The 16,400-nt window shown below is 38.5% G+C and carries 16 protein-coding genes; 7 read left to right on the forward strand and 9 right to left on the reverse strand.

The features are described from left to right. Positions 1-70 precede the first annotated feature (70 nt). The 3 genes from WBW42_RS03515 to WBW42_RS03525 all read left to right on the forward strand — a co-directional run bounded on the left by WBW42_RS03515 (position 71) and on the right by WBW42_RS03525 (position 3,295). Positions 71-955, forward strand: a complete 885-nt coding sequence (locus WBW42_RS03515) for a LysR family transcriptional regulator (protein ID WP_032056642.1) — start codon at positions 71-73, stop codon at positions 953-955. Between the two features lie 303 nt (positions 956-1,258). Next, a complete protein-coding gene (locus WBW42_RS03520; protein ID WP_032056643.1) occupies positions 1,259-2,446 on the forward strand; it encodes an ammonium transporter in 1,188 nt (395 codons plus the stop codon). A 138-nt stretch (positions 2,447-2,584) separates the two neighbouring features. After that, entirely contained in the window at positions 2,585-3,295 is a 711-nt protein-coding gene (locus WBW42_RS03525; protein ID WP_080776804.1) for a phosphatase PAP2 family protein, read from the forward strand. A gap of 1 nt (position 3,296) precedes the next feature. Here the strand turns inward: WBW42_RS03525 and WBW42_RS03530 are convergent, their stop codons facing one another. The 6 genes from WBW42_RS03530 to WBW42_RS03555 form a co-directional block, all read right to left on the reverse strand. Further along, positions 3,297-4,631, reverse strand: coding sequence for a two-component system sensor histidine kinase PmrB (locus WBW42_RS03530; RefSeq protein ID WP_002116013.1), 1,335 nt, complete (start codon positions 4,629-4,631; stop codon positions 3,297-3,299). Positions 4,632-4,654: 23 nt separating this feature from the next. Further along, entirely contained in the window at positions 4,655-5,329 is a 675-nt protein-coding gene (locus WBW42_RS03535; protein WP_002116411.1) for a DNA-binding response regulator PmrA, read from the reverse strand. Between the two features lie 14 nt (positions 5,330-5,343). After that, on the reverse strand, positions 5,344-6,993 hold the full coding sequence (locus WBW42_RS03540; protein WP_032056645.1) for a phosphoethanolamine transferase: 1,650 nt from the start codon (positions 6,991-6,993) through the stop codon (positions 5,344-5,346). 178 nt (positions 6,994-7,171) lie between these two features. Beyond that, positions 7,172-8,464, reverse strand: a complete 1,293-nt coding sequence (locus WBW42_RS03545) for a DcaP family trimeric outer membrane transporter (RefSeq protein ID WP_002116353.1) — start codon at positions 8,462-8,464, stop codon at positions 7,172-7,174. A gap of 272 nt (positions 8,465-8,736) precedes the next feature. After that, a complete protein-coding gene (locus WBW42_RS03550; protein ID WP_014207513.1) occupies positions 8,737-8,928 on the reverse strand; it encodes a hypothetical protein in 192 nt (63 codons plus the stop codon). 73 nt (positions 8,929-9,001) lie between these two features. Continuing rightward, positions 9,002-10,261 carry an MFS transporter gene (locus tag WBW42_RS03555; protein WP_032056646.1) on the reverse strand — a complete coding sequence of 420 codons (1,260 nt, stop codon included), beginning with the start codon at positions 10,259-10,261 and terminating at the stop codon, positions 9,002-9,004. 128 nt (positions 10,262-10,389) lie between these two features. Here WBW42_RS03555 and WBW42_RS03560 point away from each other — a divergent pair, with 128 nt between their 5' ends. The 4 genes from WBW42_RS03560 (at position 10,390) to WBW42_RS03575 (ending at position 13,450) form a co-directional block, all read left to right on the forward strand. Then, on the forward strand, positions 10,390-11,016 hold the full coding sequence (locus WBW42_RS03560; RefSeq protein ID WP_032056647.1) for a lysophospholipid acyltransferase family protein: 627 nt from the start codon (positions 10,390-10,392) through the stop codon (positions 11,014-11,016). A gap of 66 nt (positions 11,017-11,082) precedes the next feature. Next, the gene (locus tag WBW42_RS03565) at positions 11,083-12,000 is read left to right on the forward strand and encodes a patatin-like phospholipase family protein (RefSeq protein WP_014207516.1); all 918 of its coding nucleotides are present in this window, start codon (positions 11,083-11,085) and stop codon (positions 11,998-12,000) included. Between the two features lie 105 nt (positions 12,001-12,105). Further along, positions 12,106-12,567: an NfeD family protein gene (locus WBW42_RS03570; RefSeq protein WP_016143172.1), complete on the forward strand. Its 462-nt coding sequence runs from the start codon at positions 12,106-12,108 to the stop codon at positions 12,565-12,567. 28 nt (positions 12,568-12,595) lie between these two features. After that, the gene (locus WBW42_RS03575; protein WP_002116544.1) at positions 12,596-13,450 is read left to right on the forward strand and encodes an SPFH domain-containing protein; all 855 of its coding nucleotides are present in this window, start codon (positions 12,596-12,598) and stop codon (positions 13,448-13,450) included. Positions 13,451-13,520: 70 nt separating this feature from the next. On the opposite strand, the gene WBW42_RS03580 is transcribed toward WBW42_RS03575, so the two are convergent. The 3 genes from WBW42_RS03580 to prpF all read right to left on the reverse strand — a co-directional run bounded on the left by WBW42_RS03580 (position 13,521) and on the right by prpF (position 16,210). Next, positions 13,521-13,889, reverse strand: coding sequence for an MmcQ/YjbR family DNA-binding protein (locus WBW42_RS03580; protein ID WP_032056649.1), 369 nt, complete (start codon positions 13,887-13,889; stop codon positions 13,521-13,523). Positions 13,890-13,946: 57 nt separating this feature from the next. Beyond that, positions 13,947-14,858 (reverse strand): polyprenyl synthetase family protein, encoded by a 912-nt coding sequence (locus WBW42_RS03585; protein WP_014207519.1) that lies wholly within the window; start codon positions 14,856-14,858, stop codon positions 13,947-13,949. A gap of 164 nt (positions 14,859-15,022) precedes the next feature. Beyond that, positions 15,023-16,210 carry a 2-methylaconitate cis-trans isomerase PrpF gene (gene prpF, locus WBW42_RS03590; RefSeq protein WP_032056650.1) on the reverse strand — a complete coding sequence of 396 codons (1,188 nt, stop codon included), beginning with the start codon at positions 16,208-16,210 and terminating at the stop codon, positions 15,023-15,025. Between the last annotated feature and the right edge of the window lie 190 nt (positions 16,211-16,400).

Consider the following 16,400-nt stretch of genomic DNA (forward strand, 5'->3'; position numbering starts at 1 on the left):
TGGCTTACTCATATATTAAAGATAATGAAAACTCATGATAAAATGAGTTTTTACTCATAACAAATACGACATGACATTTACCCAGCTTGAAATTTTTGCACTCATTGCTGAACTAAAAAGCTTTACTGCTACAGCAGAAAAGTTGGGCATTTCACAGTCGGCAGTTTCCCATGCACTTAAATCATTAGAACAACAATGGGGCATTAACCTAATTTCAAGAACCCAAAGTGATATTGAACTCACCACGACAGGTCAGCAGCTTCTTACTCATGTAAAAGAGTTATTGAGTATTTCCGATACATTAGAAAAAGAAGTGGCGGCCATCCACGGTTTAAATGAAGGAACATTACGTATAGGGTCTTTTGGAGCTTCATCATCCATTTATCTATTACCTGAAATTTTAGAAAGCTTTCGGCAACGCTACCCTAAAATCGAAATTTATATCGATGAAGGTGAAGATAAAGAAGTTGCTCAGTGGTTATTGGAACGGCGCATAGAGGTTGGTTTTTTGATTATGCCAGATGAGCGTTTTGATACATTTCCATTAATTGAAGATCGTTTTGTTGCCTTAATTCCGAGTGGTTACCCGCTCGCGCAGCAGCTCTATATTGATCCAGCACAGCTAGAAAATTGCCCTTTTATTATGACGATGGCTGGCAGTCGACATCAGGTCGAATTAATTTTAAAAAACTTTAATGTGAAACCAGACATCAAATTTTATGTGTCACAAATTCTAAGTATCGTTAGCATGGTTCACAATCAATTAGGGATTTCGATTGTCTCTGATATGGTACTCACTAAAGAGTTACTCTCACTTTATCCCAACGTGGTTAAACGTCCTTTTAAACCAAACCTTAAACGTTCTATTGGTCTCGCAGTCAAAAATAAAAAGCACATGAGTCCCGCTGCGAAAGCTTTTATTGAAGTCGCGCAATCGGTTTGGTCTGATCATTAATTGAATATAGATAATTTTTAAAAAATTTAATAACGATCTCTTTCAGGACAATTTATAAGCGTATTAGATGACTTATAACGTAAAAAGCGCCAAAACTGCCCCTCTTTAACCAAATCAACGCACCATTTATCGCCAAAAAACCCTTATTTAATCCAAATTGGTGCGCTTATTGCATATTCACTTTTATGCAATTGAGTTTGTTTCGACAAGCTTAGGTTTTTAGATTCCTTAAATCTATTTTGGTGCAATTTACAGACCCAGATTTGTTCCAAAATGGAATTTAGCACTTTTTTCGAGCATGCTATGCAAAATGTAGATCTATTTTTCTTATTACTTGGTGCAGTTTTGGTTCTTGCCATGCACGCAGGTTTTGCATTCTTGGAACTTGGTACGGTTCGCCATAAAAATCAGGTGAACGCACTTAGTAAAATTCTGACTGACTTTGCCCTTTCTGCAATCGCATATTTCTTTGTTGGCTACTACATCTCTTATGGCCAGCACTTCTTCCATGATGGTACGGTTTTATCAAGTGATCATGGCTATAACCTTATGCGTTGCTTCTTTTTACTCACTTTTGCTGCGGCAATTCCTGCCATTATTTCTGGTGGTATTGCTGAACGTGCAAAAATGCGTTCACAAGCAATTGCCACACTCGCTTTAGTTGCGTTGGTATATCCATTTTTCGAAGGTATGGTCTGGAATGGCAACTACGGTCTGCAAAAGTGGTTAGAAACAACCTTTGGCGCAACGTTTCACGACTTTGCGGGTTCAGTCGTAGTTCATGCCATGGGCGGTTGGATTGCACTTGCTGCTGTGATTTTATTGGGTGCACGTTCTGGCCGTTATAAGAAAGATGGTCGTGTAAGTGCTCATCCCCCTTCTTCTATTCCATTTTTAGCGCTTGGCTCATGGATTTTAATTGTTGGCTGGTTTGGCTTTAATGTGATGAGTGCGCAGCGTGTTGATGCTATTTCTGGGTTAGTTGCTATTAACTCGCTCATGGCAATGGTTGGCGGTACAATTACAGCCAATGCGATTGGGAAAAATGACCCAGGCTTCTTACACAACGGTCCTCTTGCTGGTTTAGTGGCAATCTGTGCAGGCTCTGACATTGTCCATCCAATCAGTGCACTTGTGATTGGTGGTGCAGCTGGGGCTATGTTTGTGTATCTATTCACCTATACTCAAAACAAACTTAAAGTTGACGATGTGTTAGGTGTCTGGCCTTTACACGGCGTATGCGGAGCATTTGGTGGTATTGCAGTAGGCCTATTTGGTCAACAATGGCTTGGTGGTTTAGGCGGCGTATCGTTTGCCTCACAACTCATCGGAACAGCGCTCGCGATCGCTATTGCACTTGCTGGCGGCTTTATTGTTTATGGCATTCTTAAAGCGACCATTGGCATTCGCTTATCTCAAGAAGACGAGTTTCGTGGTGCAGATTTGTCTATTCATAAAATTTCGGCGAACTCTGAAGAGGGTATGTTTTAATACTTTCTAAAGTGCTCAAGGCGACGATACTTCTCGTCGCTTTTTTATTTTTTAAAGAAGATTGAACTCTTTCTTCAGTATAGTTTAAGAGCAATTTAAGTTTTATTTTATGTAATGCCTTTACTCACAATCTAATTGATGTTGCATGGTATGAATCAACAAAAACAATTTTTCCAAATTAATATCATCTTTCTTTTTCTCAGTTTTTTGCTGCTTTTAATCGTTTTTCCAGTGGGTGGGAAAATTGATATGTACCTCATCCAACCTTGGATTGATTCAACAGGTCATTTTTTCAATCGAGACAATTGGTATCTGGAAAGACTTAATCATGAGATTGTAAAGCAGATCATTACTGGCATTTATGTCATTTTTTTCGGTCTATGGCTTGCGTCATTTAAAGTTGAGAAATTAAAGCTTTATCGCTGGCAATATGGTTATATGTTTTTCGTGAGCATGGTTGGCAGCGCACTGGTTGGTCTCTTAAAATCACAATCTGCTCATGCCTGCCCTTGGAATATGATTCATCCTAACAGCTTAGGTGGCTATATTTGGGACTTTACTGCGAAACATGGGCATTGCTTTCCGGGTGGACATGCAAGCGCTGGCTTTATTTTAATGACAGGTTATTTTGTTTATCGTCTTGAACAACCCAAACGTGCCTATTTTTATCTCATTTCAGGCATTTTATTAGGCTTTATGATGGGATGTGCACAAATGATGCGTGGAGCACATTTCCTAAGTCATAATTTATGGACAGGTTGGGTCATTTGGGCGGTAAATATCTTATTTTATGCCGTTTGTATTCACCGCTTTGAGTTTGAAAAACGAGTCAAACAAGAACTTGTCTAACTCAAGTTCTTGTTTCGTGAACATGTAAAATCTTTGGAAGTTTAACCAAAACCGAAAGTCCACCAAGCTCTAAACTTCTGTCTAGTGTCAAAGTCCCACCTAAACGTTGAGTTGCTCGGTCAACAATGGATAGACCTAAACCACTCCCCACTTCAAGATGATGATGTACACGATAAAAACGCTTTAGAACTTTATCATAATGTTCTGGGTCGATCCCCGCGCCGCTATCTTCAATTTGTATACACGCATCGCCATCTGTAGCAGTGAAAACAGAAATATTAATCATCCCCTCATGAGGGGTATATTTGATGGCATTATCAATTAAGTTAAAAATAATTGAATGAACAGTTGGCTCAACACTATGCATTTCAATTGGCTCGTTACGAACAAAGCCCAAGTCGATTTCTTTTTGCATAGCCAGATTAACAAGCTGTTCAACACAATTTAAAGCGACATCATTAAGCTGAAAAGCTCTCGTCGGTTCAATCACACTTAAAGATACATCCTGCTTAGCCAGCGCTAAAAGCTGTGTCACCAAGTGCTGAATACGCGCTAATCCTTTACTCAAATTTTGCAGCGATTCCTGCTCAGGAAATTGACTAATTAAAATTTTAGTTTGTAAATTTAAAGCAGTCACAGGGGTTCGAAGTTCATGGGCTGCATCTGCAATGAACTGTTTCTGCTCGTTTTGTGCCTTAGAAATGCGCTCGAAAAGTCGATTCATTTCATCAATTGTGGGTAACAATTCTTGAGGATAATCTACAACTTCAATAGGCGTCAGCTCTTCTGAGTCACGATGGGTCAGTTCATTTTTAAAGTCATCAATCGGCTTTAGCCCACGACGAATAATTGCAGCTAAAGCAAAAATCGCAAATGGTAAGATAATCAAATATGGAATGAACATGCTACCTGCAAGTTCCCAAGCAAAAGCCTCACGAACCTTTTCTTGCTGGCTAATCTGAATCTGGTAATCCTTTAACGGTAAAACATAGGTACGGATTAAGCCGTTACTGGTTTTATGTGAGTAAAAGCCAGCTTGTGCAACAGGTGGAACCAATAAATGGAGATGGTGTGATAAATGGGCTTGATCTTTATAAGCCCAAATATCTACAAATAGATCTTCTTCATGATAAGTTTTATGAAAATCAAACTCACTGCTTACCGTTTTCAATGGATATTCAGCTGTTCGTTCAGCTAAATAACGCATTTGCGTATCTAAAATTTCATCAACTTCTTGCAGTGCAACTTTATACGCACTAAAAATTAATATACAACCTAAGATGACACTGAAAATTGAGGTGCCCCAAATCAGTCGTTTTTTTAATGAATAATGCACTGTTATGAAGTTCCAAAATTAAGTTACGATTGCCCTAAACGGTAACCCAATCCTCGAATCGTTCGGATAAAGTCTTTCCCGAGTTTAGCTCTCAGGTGATGTACATATACTTCAATCGTATTACTGGTCACATCACTATCGAAATCATATAACTTATCTTCAAGATTTGCTTTAGAAAAGATTTTATTTGGGTGACTCATTAAAGGAATCAGAATTGCCCATTCACGATTAGACAAATCAATACGCTGTCCTTTAAACGTTGCAATATGTTGCTCAACATTTAAAACCAGATCACCACTTTGTAATAGTTGCTCATGATTCGCAAGCTGAGCCTCTACGCCACTACGGCGTAATAGCGCATGAATACGGGCAAGTAACTCATCAAACTCGTATGGTTTGATCAAGTAATCATCTGCACCATGATTTAAGCCATCAACACGGTTTTGTAACTGATCTCGCGCTGAAATAATTAAGACGGGAGTTGCTGCTCTTTGGCGAATTTGCTTTAAGACCTGCATGCCATCCATCATAGGTAGCCCTAAGTCCAAAAGAATTAAATCGAATTTATTTTTAGCCAACTGAGCCAGACCGTCTAAGCCATTATTGACCCACTCCACTTCAAATTGATGATATTGCAGCAACGTTATTGTTGACTCTGCAATCATAAAATCATCTTCAATCATCAAGATTTTTGTCATGTTCTAGGCTCGCTCTAATTCACATGGGCACAAGAGTGCAGCATATCCAGTTGAGGGTTGATGACCTGAGTTTTTACACCTAACAAACTCAGTAAGCTTGGGAATAAATTATCCTGACTTAACTTTTCTTTAGTTTGTTGGCCTAAACAACTCACTTGTGCAAGGTTGTGTTGTTTCCAGCTATCAGAAAACCACATTATCATTGGTACATGCGTTTGTTGGGTCGGTGCAATTGCATATGGTGAACCATGTAAATATAAACCATGTTCACCCGTCGATTCACCATGATCAGATAAATACCATAAACCTGTTTGATATTTCGATAATTCTTTTAGGTTATTAATGATCTGACTTAACACATGGTCTGTATATACAATAGTGTCATCATAACTATTTAATAACTCTGTTTGAGAACAGCCCTGTATCGCATTAGTATCACAAGTCGGTTTAAACGGTTGATATTGGGCAGGTGCACGCTTGTAATAGGCTGGACCATGACTTCCGACTTGGTGTAAAACAATGAGTCGCGGACGAGTGTCTTCTTTAGGAATAGTCGCTAAATACTCATTTAAGCTATCAATTAAAATATCATCATAGCATTCGCCATCTTTACACCATTTTTGCTTTAACTTTTCTGGTATTTTGTACTGTTCAACACGATCACAAGTACCCTTACAGCCAGAGTTATTATCAATCCAAGTTACTTGGTAACCCGCACGTTTAGCAATGTCCAATAGACCTTCACGATGGCTTGCTAGTTGTTCATCATAGTCAACGCGAGGCATTCCAGAGAACATACATGGAACCGACACAGCAGTTGCTGTACCACATGAGCTGACTTGGGAAAAATTCAAAATATCTTGTTTAGAAAGTTCCGGATTCGTATTTTTCAAATAACCATTTAATGCAAAACTTTCTGCACGGGCAGTCTCACCAACAACGAGTACCATTAATTTAGGCAAGTTGCTTTGTACTTGCTGAACTTGATGAGCATCTTCTCCATAATGTATAAGTGGCAAGTTCTTCTTAGGCGCCATTTTATGGTAATAAGACATTAAGGAAGAAATGCTATTTTGTGGTGAGATCATACCTTTCAAATCACGATGCTCACGAAAAATAGATGCAAAATCAACATAATAAACAAATAGTAAAATACCCACGATTGCACATGAGGCTACAATCGAACCAAGCTTTTTCATTAATAAGTAAGATACTTTTTCTTGTTTAAGCTTTACCTGAGTAATTAGAATAATAGGCAAAACAACAAAGAAAACTGTCCAAAGCCCGAAACGTAATGAAATTAAATCAGAAACTTCAGAGACATCAGTTTGTATCATATTTTGAATCTGATCAGGTGAGATAATTACACCTAAGGTATTGACGAAATAAGAGCTAAAACCACCAATCACGATGAGTAAAATTGCAAAAATTTTAGCGGTCCATTTCCAGTTTAAAATCTGTAAAAGCGCATAATAAGCAGCAACCACAATAACTACTGTAGCAGCTAAAAATAGAATAGCCTTTATTCCAAAATATGGAGTTAAAAGGTGCACTTGGTGATAAAAACCAATATTTAGAATTGCCCCTAACCAAATGGCTATAATCAAATTAAACATAAACAGCGAAATCTGCTTATGTTTTAAAGTAGAAAAAAAATTCAGCATCTTGGGTGACTACAATCTTTTTATGATGCTCTAATGTAGAAATTGAAACTTAAAAATGACTTAAATAAAAAATGATCTAATTCAGAAGCTTTAAAGCATGCTAATTCTTTTAATTTATATAAAAAAAGACGAGGTTAGATTTAACCTCGTCTTTTGAGCTTTTAACTAAATATTGTTTTTAGAAACTGTATTTAGCCATTAAACCAACACGGTTGTCTTTGTAATCATCACCAGCAAAGGTTTCGCGTTTACCATTAACATATTCAATACCTAAGTCAATTGGTTTAACTGGTGTATAAATGACGTTGAGCCATGCTTGCTGAACTTTTTCATTACCCGCAGTATATGCTTTAGCATAGTCTGTGCCATCATCAGCGAATTGAGCACCGTATGCTAAAGTAGCACGTAGGTTAGGTAAAATCTTATAAGTTCCACCCACTTGTACAGCTACAAATTCATTTTGCTCAATATTATCATTAACTAAAGTATAAGCAGAATTACTACCATATAAGTAGTTACTGTTACCTACAACATAAGAAGCATCAGCAAAGAGTTTTAAAGGATCTGCTACTTTAAAGTCAGTACCTGCAGCAACGCCCCACCCAGTCTGGTCATCGCCCTTTCCTGATTTGTAGTTTTCAACAAAAGCTCGAGCAGAAGCATTACCATTACCACCAGCATAACCTTGAGTAATTTTAGCTGTTAATACAGGTAATCTATATTTAACTGAGTCACCTGTTGCTGAACTATTACCTTCCTCAGCTGAAACAAATAATTGAGTCGCAGGAGCTAATTTATAGTTATAACGTACTTGTGGAATACGCGTTGTACCACCACCAATGTTCGTCGAAAAGTCGATCATTTCTGGTGCGTGGCTCGCCAAGAAGTTAGATGTAGTTTGACCAAACAACCAGTTGTTATAAGTTAAGTAAGCATGACGAATACGTACATTTTCAGATTTGTTATTGTCACCACTTGCAAAGTCCAACTCAATTTTACCACCAACTTTGGCATTGCTTACAGGAGCAGTAAAATCTAAACCTAGACGAGTCGTTTTAGCAGTAGCACGCAATTTATCTTTTGCTTCACCATTAGACTTACTTACATCAGCGAAGTCACCATCCGCACCTTCGATAATATAGTTAGCATCGCCACGAACAAAACCATATAGATTCACATCAGCACCAGTTTTAGATTTTAATGATGCTAATGGAGAAGCTGGTGCAGCAGCTTGAGGTTGTGCCTTAACTTCAGCTAACTGTACTTGCTGTTGTTGCTGTACTTGCTGTTGTTGTTGCTGAACTTGACGTTGTTCTTGAATTAAAGCTTTTAACGCTTCAACTTCTTTACGAAGCTGTTGAATTTCCGCTTTGTCGGAAGTCGCAGCATGTGCCCCACTCATCATTAAAGCTGTAACTGTAAGAGCTAAACTTTTAATAACGAAAGATTTACGATTAAGGAATAGATCCATCAAAAACTCCTAAAAATATATTTTATGTTGCCTATCCATGCCAAGTTGATTTACGCCATTAAACTAGGGGCTAAAAAATCAACTCTCCTCCACATTGGTTACATTAATTTTATTACCGCAACCAAAACCAATTTCAACGTTGTGCAAGACTAAAACCGATAAACAAAGACATAAAAAACATACTTTGATTTACAGATTTTTACCTTAACTTCATGTTGTAACGAATCCTACACAACTCTCTTATCTTATAGAATGATTAAATCGTTATTTCATTATTCTTTTTTAGACTTTAGGCTAATAACCAATCTAATTGAACATTTTTCTGCCCATTTTGATTGATTCACATGATTTTTCTTGTTATCCAAATCCATTTTTTCTCCATTTAGCTTCCATTTGCTACCCACACAAGATGGCACAATTAATTGAGCATTTAAATAGCTAAAAATATACATTTTTAAAAACATAGACAAAGGTAGTAGATAAAGCTTAGATCACTGCTTGAGCAATATTAAAGTTCTTTATTTCATTTAGTTAACATTATTTTTCCTGTAGTTTCTCATGTTTCCAGAGGAAAATAGGCAGTAAACTGATCACTGCAATAATGACAATAGCTATCAAATAATGGAAATAACCGAGTAAATCTCCAATCACACCGCTAAAACTATAAAGAAGACCGCTAACAGTCGCCATAACTGAAACCTGAAAGGTAAAATCTGTCCCCGCATATTCTTTTCGACTGTAATGCATGACTAGAGTCAACATAGCTACCAATAGCATTGCCGAGAATGCATCTTCTAAAGCATTGACTGTATATATAACCCAGACATTCAACTGAATTTTTTGTTCATAGGCATAGGCTAAATAAGCATAGGCTCCTACACTCATAATTTTAAAAATTGAAAAGCCAATTAATGCTGCTGGTCTTGAAAAGTATTTAAGCACGCCTCCTGCTATTGCCGCCCCAGCGAGTGCTGCTACTGCACCGAGCATCGTGATGTAAACACCAATTTGAGTAAAACTTAACCCCATATCAACCATTAAAGGTTTAAGTAATGGTCCAGCTAAGCCGTCTGCTACTTTAAAAGTGATCAGTACCACCAACCAAGAACGGAGTTCTTTATTTTGAGAGAAATATCTTAGGTAAGCTTTAATTTTTAGGACTAAATTTTGCTGATTAAGTTTGAGTTCGCGACTCGCATGAGAAGTATGTTGAGGCTCTTTAAATAACCAAATAGGTAAAGTATTTAAAAATACTATGGTTGCTAATAGCAAAAAAGTGGGTTGCCATGTTAACCAGTCTAAGCACCAAAGTACGGCACCTCCCCCAACAATAAAACCTAAGCGTGAACCAATGACCTGAAATGTATTGCCCCAATGCTGCTGATCATGTTTTAACAAGTTGACTGCTAAAGCATCGGTAGCAATGTCTTGTGTTGCTCCAGTTAAGTTCATAAAAAGTAGTGAAATAAAAAAGGCTAATAAATAAATAGGTTGATCTAAAGCTTGAACGGGGAAAAAAGATAAAATACACAGTACAGCTACCGTCAAAAACTGAGTAGGTAGAATCCAACTACGATAATGTCCTAAACGGGAAAGTGCGTGTCGGTCGACCCATGGCGCCCAAAAAATCTTGATTGACCACGGCAACATTAATAAGCCAAAGCCACCAATGTGGGCGAGTGAAACTCCTTCTGCCCTTAAAATCACAGGTAAAGCATGAGTCATAAACCCAACAGGCAGTCCTTGTGCCCAATATAAAGAAAATAGCAGAAGATAAAGATTTTGCTGCCGCAACATAGAAACCTACTTTTTATTTGTTTAATGAGGAATAACATCAAATGTCATGTTGTTCTTACATTTTGCCAATGAAGCATATATTTCAAAAGATTAAGATAAAACTAGGACAAGTTAAAATTTAAAAAAATATGGATCAACATTTCCCTAATTTACCTGATTTAGTACCTCAACGCGGTACTGCTTTAAGCCGAGCGCTATTTAAAAAACTTTTTTTAGCGCAAGGTTGGACAATTGAAGGTGAAGTTCCTAATTTGCCAAAAGCAGTGGCGATTATTTCCCCCCATACTTCCAATATTGATGGATGGTATGGCTTTCTTGCAATTTTTGGATTAGGTATTCAAATTACGGTCCTAGGTAAAGATGCCCTTTTTAAACCACCGTTTAAACGAGCTTTAGATTGGGCTGGGGTCATTCCAGTTAAACGTGACACAGCCAATGGACTTACTGAGCAAGTCGTTGCAACCATTCAAAAATATGACAAGATCTGGATTGGAATGGCGCCCGAAGGCACACGTAAAAAAGCAAAAAAAATGAAAAGTGGTTTTTACCATATCGCAGCAAAAGCCAATATTCCCATTGTGATGTTTTCTTTTGATTATGATCACAAGACGATTCACTGCTTAGGTCACCTAAACCCAAGTGGCAACTACGACGAAGATCTCGCCAAGATTTTTGAGCGTTATGAAGGAAAAATATCACCTAAAAATCGTAATTGGCTTGCTGAACCTTTACAAAATCTAGTGAAAAAAACCTAGCAAAAATTGAGCAAATCTGGTCTCATGAGCCCTCTTAATTTATCTCGACGTAGATTATTTTTAAAGATGAAAATTGCTCAATTTGCCAGTATTGGATTTATCTCTCTAGCACTATTTGGCTGTGATAAATTTAGCAAAACACCAACACCGACAACCTCAATGAAAGCCCGTGAACCTGTGATTGCACTTGCTTTAGGTGGCGGTGGAGCAAAAGGATTTTCACATATTGGTGTAATTAAGGTTTTAGAGTCTCACGGAATTAAACCTAAAATTGTCACGGGTACCAGTGCCGGTAGCTTTGTTGGAAGTATCTACGCAAGTGGACAAACGCCTTATCAATTGCAAAGTCTGGCTCTAAAGTTACAAGAGTCAGATATCCGCGATTTAACACTTAATCGTCAGGGTATTATTCTTGGACAAAAGTTACAGGACTACGTTAACCGTAATGTAGGCAATAAACCGATTGAGAAGTTTCCAATCCGTTTTGCTGCCGTGGCAACACGCCTTGATAATGGTCAAAAAGCTGACTTCATTAAAGGTAATGCAGGCCAAGCAGTACGTGCATCTTGTAGTATTCCAAATGTGTTTGTACCAGCGACAATTGGCAAGCAGAAATATGTCGATGGTGGATTGGTTAGCCCAATTCCTGTTAAAACAGCTCGTGACATGGGTGCAGATATTGTGATTGCTGTTGATATTTCCGCGCGTCCAGCAGGAAATCGCCCAGCCAATATGTGGGGACTACTGGATCAAACCATTAATATCATGGGTCAACAAAGTATTAATGAAGAGCTCAAGCAGGCCAATGTTGTCATTCAACCTAAAGTTGGTCATCTAGGTACTCTTGATCTCAAATCAAGTAATCAAGCAATTTTGGAAGGCGAAAAAGCAGCTCAAGCGCAAATACGCCAAGTTGAAACTGCAATTGCAAACTTCAAAAAATCTCCAGCTGCGTTTAAGCCTGCACCACGCCCTAAATTCTAATTGAGGTGGTTTTTTTCTATCCACACTCCCTATCATCTGCTACAGTGGTAAAAGTGATATTGAGTCACTTTTACCCATCATAAAGATATATAAAAGAGCAGATCTATGGAGTTTGTTATACAACCTTGGCACTGGTTTGTATTGGGTATCTTACTTATTCTTTCTGAACTGATTCTACCCGCCTTTGCCGCGCTTTGGTTTGGTATTGCCGCCATTATGGTGTGCTTTCTCTACTGGTTATTTCCAGATATTAGCCTCACAACGCAAATTGTATTGTGGATAGTTCTGTCAGTGCTATGCACCATTCTTTGGTTCAAATTTATTAAACCATTATCAATTGATAAAACTAAAGCGGGATTACCCCGTGAAGCGACTATTGGTCAAATTGGTATGGTGATTCAAACTGGTCTTGACCATGACCAAATTATCGTTCGTTTTCCAATGCCCATTTTAGGGGCGGATGAGTGGAACTGCCGAAGCACCACACCAGTCAAAGTCGGTGATCGTGTGAGAGTTATTGATATTTCGGGTAATGACTTAATTGTCCAGTCCCATGGTACTTCATAAACATTAAAGATAAAGAGAGGGTATTTTCATGCCAGTCGGTACTATTATTGTTTTAGCCTTTTTGGCTTTTGTGGCTGTCACCATTTTTAAAGGGGTTCGTATTGTTCCTCAGGGTTATAAGTGGATTGTTCAACGTTTAGGGAAATATCATTCTACCCTTAATCCCGGGCTTAATTTCGTGATTCCCTATGTTGATGAAGTGGCTTATAAAGTTACCACTAAAGATATTGTGTTAGATATCCCATCTCAAGAAGTGATTACGCGTGACAATGCTGTATTACTCATGAATGCTGTGGCATATATTAATTTAACCACACCAGAAAAAGCGGTTTATGGTATTGAAAACTATACATGGGCTATTCAAAACCTTGTACAAACTTCGTTACGTTCTATTGTCGGTGAAATGGATCTAGATGATGCTTTGTCTTCACGAGATCATATTAAAGCGAAGCTCAAAGCTGCGATTTCCGATGATATTTCAGATTGGGGGATCACTTTAAAAACTGTTGAAATTCAAGACATTCAACCCTCTTCTACCATGCAAGCTGCCATGGAAGCTCAAGCTGCGGCAGAACGTCAACGCCGTGCTACAGTAACGAGAGCTGATGGTGAAAAACAAGCTGCAATTTTAGAAGCTGATGGTCGCTTAGAAGCATCTCGCCGTGATGCAGAAGCACAAGTTGTTTTGGCTGAAGCTTCACAAAAAGCCATTGAGATGGTGACAAGTGCAGTGGGTGATAAAGAAACGCCAGTTGCCTACCTATTAGGTGAACAGTATGTCAAAGCGATGCAAGATATGGCGAAATCAAGCAATGCTAAAACTGTGGTTTTACCAGCCGATGTTTTAAATACAATTCGCGGAATTATGGGAAAACATAATTAATTTAGTTACTTTGAATACGTAATTGAAGTCAAAACGGCGACCACTATGTCGCCGTTTTTTATCTTTTATATTATTGGTTTTTTAATCTTTTCTGATCTTTCAAAGGGAGTTTTTTTACAACCAAATCATAAGAGTCGCGAATTAAATCTTGAAGTAAATCGGTTGTTAAGTTCTTATGCGGTGTAATCGAAATCCAGTGCTTTTTATTCATGTGATAGCCCGGAATAATAAATGAATAGAGCTCCTGATATTCCTGACTTTTATAGGGATCACATTTGACATTAACTATTTTGACATCAGCTACTTCTGCGGTCAGCATGAATATTTTTTCTAAAATTTTAAAAACTTCATATTCGGGCCCAAATGGATGATCCTGTTGGCTAAAAGGAAGATTGCGAGCGATTTCAATTGCTTTTTGATGGAGTTGTTCACCATTCATTCTTTTCTCCCTTATTCATTGAATATGAATAGAAGCACGAATATTGATTTAATATTATTAATTGGTACGTGCTAAAAGAAATTGTGAGATATCTACTAATTCTTTTGCATCGTCACCAAAATGAGCTAAGGCTTCAAAAGCTTGATCATGCAATTCTTTAGCATACGACTTTGCTTGTTCGAGCCCCATTAAGGCTGGGTACGTCGATTTTTGTACTTGTTCATCCTTACCTGCAGTTTTACCCAAGGTTTCAGTACTCGAAGTAATATCAAGAATATCGTCTAATACTTGAAAAGCCAAACCTATCGTTTGCCCATATTGACGCAACTTTGGAATTGCTTGATCTGTTCCAGAGAAGATAGTCACTGCACCCATCATAATGGCCGCCTGAATGAGCGCACCGGTTTTATTGCGATGAATATTTTCAAGTTCGTCTTGAGTAATTTGCTTGCCTTCAGCTTGCAAATCTAAAACCTGTCCAGAGACCATTTTGGAGCTAGCAGTTGCTAAAATCTGCATTTGTTTTAATACAATCGCGGCATCGGTACCCTGGCCTTGTTCATCGAACAAACGGCTCCCTAAAACCTCAAAAGCCATTGATTGTAAAATGTCGCCTGCAAGCAAAGCAGTATCTTCACCAAACGCAACATGGCAAGTCGGCTGACCACGACGCAGTAAATCATTATCCATGCAAGGCAAATCATCGTGTGCTAGTGAGTAACAATGAATAAGTTCAACTGCAACCGCAGCACGGCGAGCCGCAGCAAAATTCGGATTTGGCTGTAAAGAAGCCGTGGCATAACATAAAGCTGGACGCACACGTTTTCCACCAAGCATGACTGCATGGTGTACTGCACTTTTTAAAGGTTCTGGAATTGAAAATGCGGCCAGTGTCGTCAATAAATCTTGTTGAATACGTTGTTGAGCTTGTTTTAAAACATCCGCATTAACTTGAGAGAGTGATGACACAGTCGCCTCGATAAAATCAGTAGAGAAATTTTATTGAATGTCATGAAGCATTCATGCGCTACATCATACACGATTCACTATGAAAAGTGCGTGATGAGTTTTCGAAGGCCCATGTAAAAAAGCCTCTACAAAATGGAGAGGCTTTTTTCATTTTTAAGTGACTTTTAGAAACTGTCACCTGGAACGCGTACCCAACCTTCCATTAACACACGCGCACTACGGCTCATAATTGCCTTTTTAACAACCCACTGGCCATTTGTAAGTTCAGCTTGAGCACCAACACGTAATGTCCCAGATGGATGACCAAAGCGTACTGCTTCACGTTCACCACCGCCAGCTGCTAAATTTACCAATGTGCCCGGAATAGCAGCTGCCGTACCAATCGCTACCGCTGCTGTTCCCATCATGGCATGGTGAAGTTTACCCATCGACAAAGCACGAACCAGTAAATCGACATCACTTTCTGAAACTGACTTACCACTTGAAGCGATATAGTTTTTAGGTTTAGAAACAAAAGCAATTTTTGGTGTGTGCTGACGCGCAGCCGCTTCTGAAATATCTTTAATTAAACCCATCTGTACTGCGCCATAGGCACGAATTTTTTCAAAACGTGCTAGTGCTGCTGCATCACTATTAATATGATCTTGTAATTCTGTACCTTGGTAACCCAAATCTTCTGCATTTAAGAAAATAGTTGGAATACCTGCATTAATGAATGTCGCTTGGAAACGGCCAATATCAGGAACATCTAATTCATCAACGATATTTCCTGTCGGGAACATATCGCCGCCGTCTTCACCGTCATCGGCTGGGTCTAAAAACTCAATTTGAACCTCAGCGGCAGGAAACGTCACCCCATCAAGTTCAAAGTCGCCAGTTTCTTGAACTTGTCCATTGGTAATAGGCACATGCGCAATAATCGTTTTTTGAATATTTTTTTGCCAGATTCGAACCGTGCATAGGCCATTTTCTGGAATACGATCTGCACCAACCAAACCATTTGAAATCGCAAAAGAACCAACAGCAGCAGTCAAATTACCGCAGTTACCACTCCAATCTACAAAAGCTTGATCAATTGAAACCTGACCAAATAAATAATCGACATCATGATCTGGCTGAGAACTTTTAGCGAGAATAACAGTTTTGCTGGTACTCGAAGTGGCTCCTCCCATCCCATCAATTTGTTTTCCATAAGGATCTGGACTACCAATGACTCGTAGTAACAGCTGATCTCTTGCTTGACCCGCAACTTGAGCTCTTTCCGGCAAATCATCAAGTTTAAAAAAGACACCTTTACTCGTTCCACCACGTATATAAGTTGCTGGAATTTTAATTTGCGGTACTGAGCTCATATCAACTGTTATCCTTACTATTATGTTCTTCTATATCAAAACAAGCATTCTTGTTTTACCCTTCTCTTCATCTTAAATTGTTTTAAGGTCAAGAGATAGCGATCTGATTTATACATCAATCGTATTGACGCGAGCATATTTTGTGAATTTAACAATGCTCTTGCAATGACTTAATCTAAGCAAAATCTAA

Source organism: Acinetobacter sp. LT1 (genome assembly GCF_059800965.1).

What these genes read in the sequence shown, in the direction of transcription:
- WBW42_RS03515 (WP_032056642.1), top strand. Translation starts at nt 71, where the DNA reads ATGACATTTACCCAGCTTGAAATTTTTGCACTCATTGCTGAACTAAAA.
- WBW42_RS03520 (WP_032056643.1), top strand. Translation starts at nt 1,259, where the DNA reads ATGCAAAATGTAGATCTATTTTTCTTATTACTTGGTGCAGTTTTGGTT.
- WBW42_RS03525 (WP_080776804.1), top strand. Translation starts at nt 2,585, where the DNA reads ATGTTGCATGGTATGAATCAACAAAAACAATTTTTCCAAATTAATATC.
- WBW42_RS03535 (WP_002116411.1), bottom strand. Translation starts at nt 5,329, where the DNA reads ATGACAAAAATCTTGATGATTGAAGATGATTTTATGATTGCAGAGTCA.
- WBW42_RS03540 (WP_032056645.1), bottom strand. Translation starts at nt 6,993, where the DNA reads ATGCTGAATTTTTTTTCTACTTTAAAACATAAGCAGATTTCGCTGTTT.
- WBW42_RS03545 (WP_002116353.1), bottom strand. Translation starts at nt 8,464, where the DNA reads ATGGATCTATTCCTTAATCGTAAATCTTTCGTTATTAAAAGTTTAGCT.
- WBW42_RS03550 (WP_014207513.1), bottom strand. Translation starts at nt 8,928, where the DNA reads ATGTTTTTAAAAATGTATATTTTTAGCTATTTAAATGCTCAATTAATT.
- WBW42_RS03555 (WP_032056646.1), bottom strand. Translation starts at nt 10,261, where the DNA reads ATGTTGCGGCAGCAAAATCTTTATCTTCTGCTATTTTCTTTATATTGG.
- WBW42_RS03560 (WP_032056647.1), top strand. Translation starts at nt 10,390, where the DNA reads ATGGATCAACATTTCCCTAATTTACCTGATTTAGTACCTCAACGCGGT.
- WBW42_RS03565 (WP_014207516.1), top strand. Translation starts at nt 11,083, where the DNA reads ATGAAAATTGCTCAATTTGCCAGTATTGGATTTATCTCTCTAGCACTA.
- WBW42_RS03570 (WP_016143172.1), top strand. Translation starts at nt 12,106, where the DNA reads ATGGAGTTTGTTATACAACCTTGGCACTGGTTTGTATTGGGTATCTTA.
- WBW42_RS03575 (WP_002116544.1), top strand. Translation starts at nt 12,596, where the DNA reads ATGCCAGTCGGTACTATTATTGTTTTAGCCTTTTTGGCTTTTGTGGCT.
- WBW42_RS03580 (WP_032056649.1), bottom strand. Translation starts at nt 13,889, where the DNA reads ATGAATGGTGAACAACTCCATCAAAAAGCAATTGAAATCGCTCGCAAT.
- prpF (WP_032056650.1), bottom strand. Translation starts at nt 16,210, where the DNA reads ATGAGCTCAGTACCGCAAATTAAAATTCCAGCAACTTATATACGTGGT.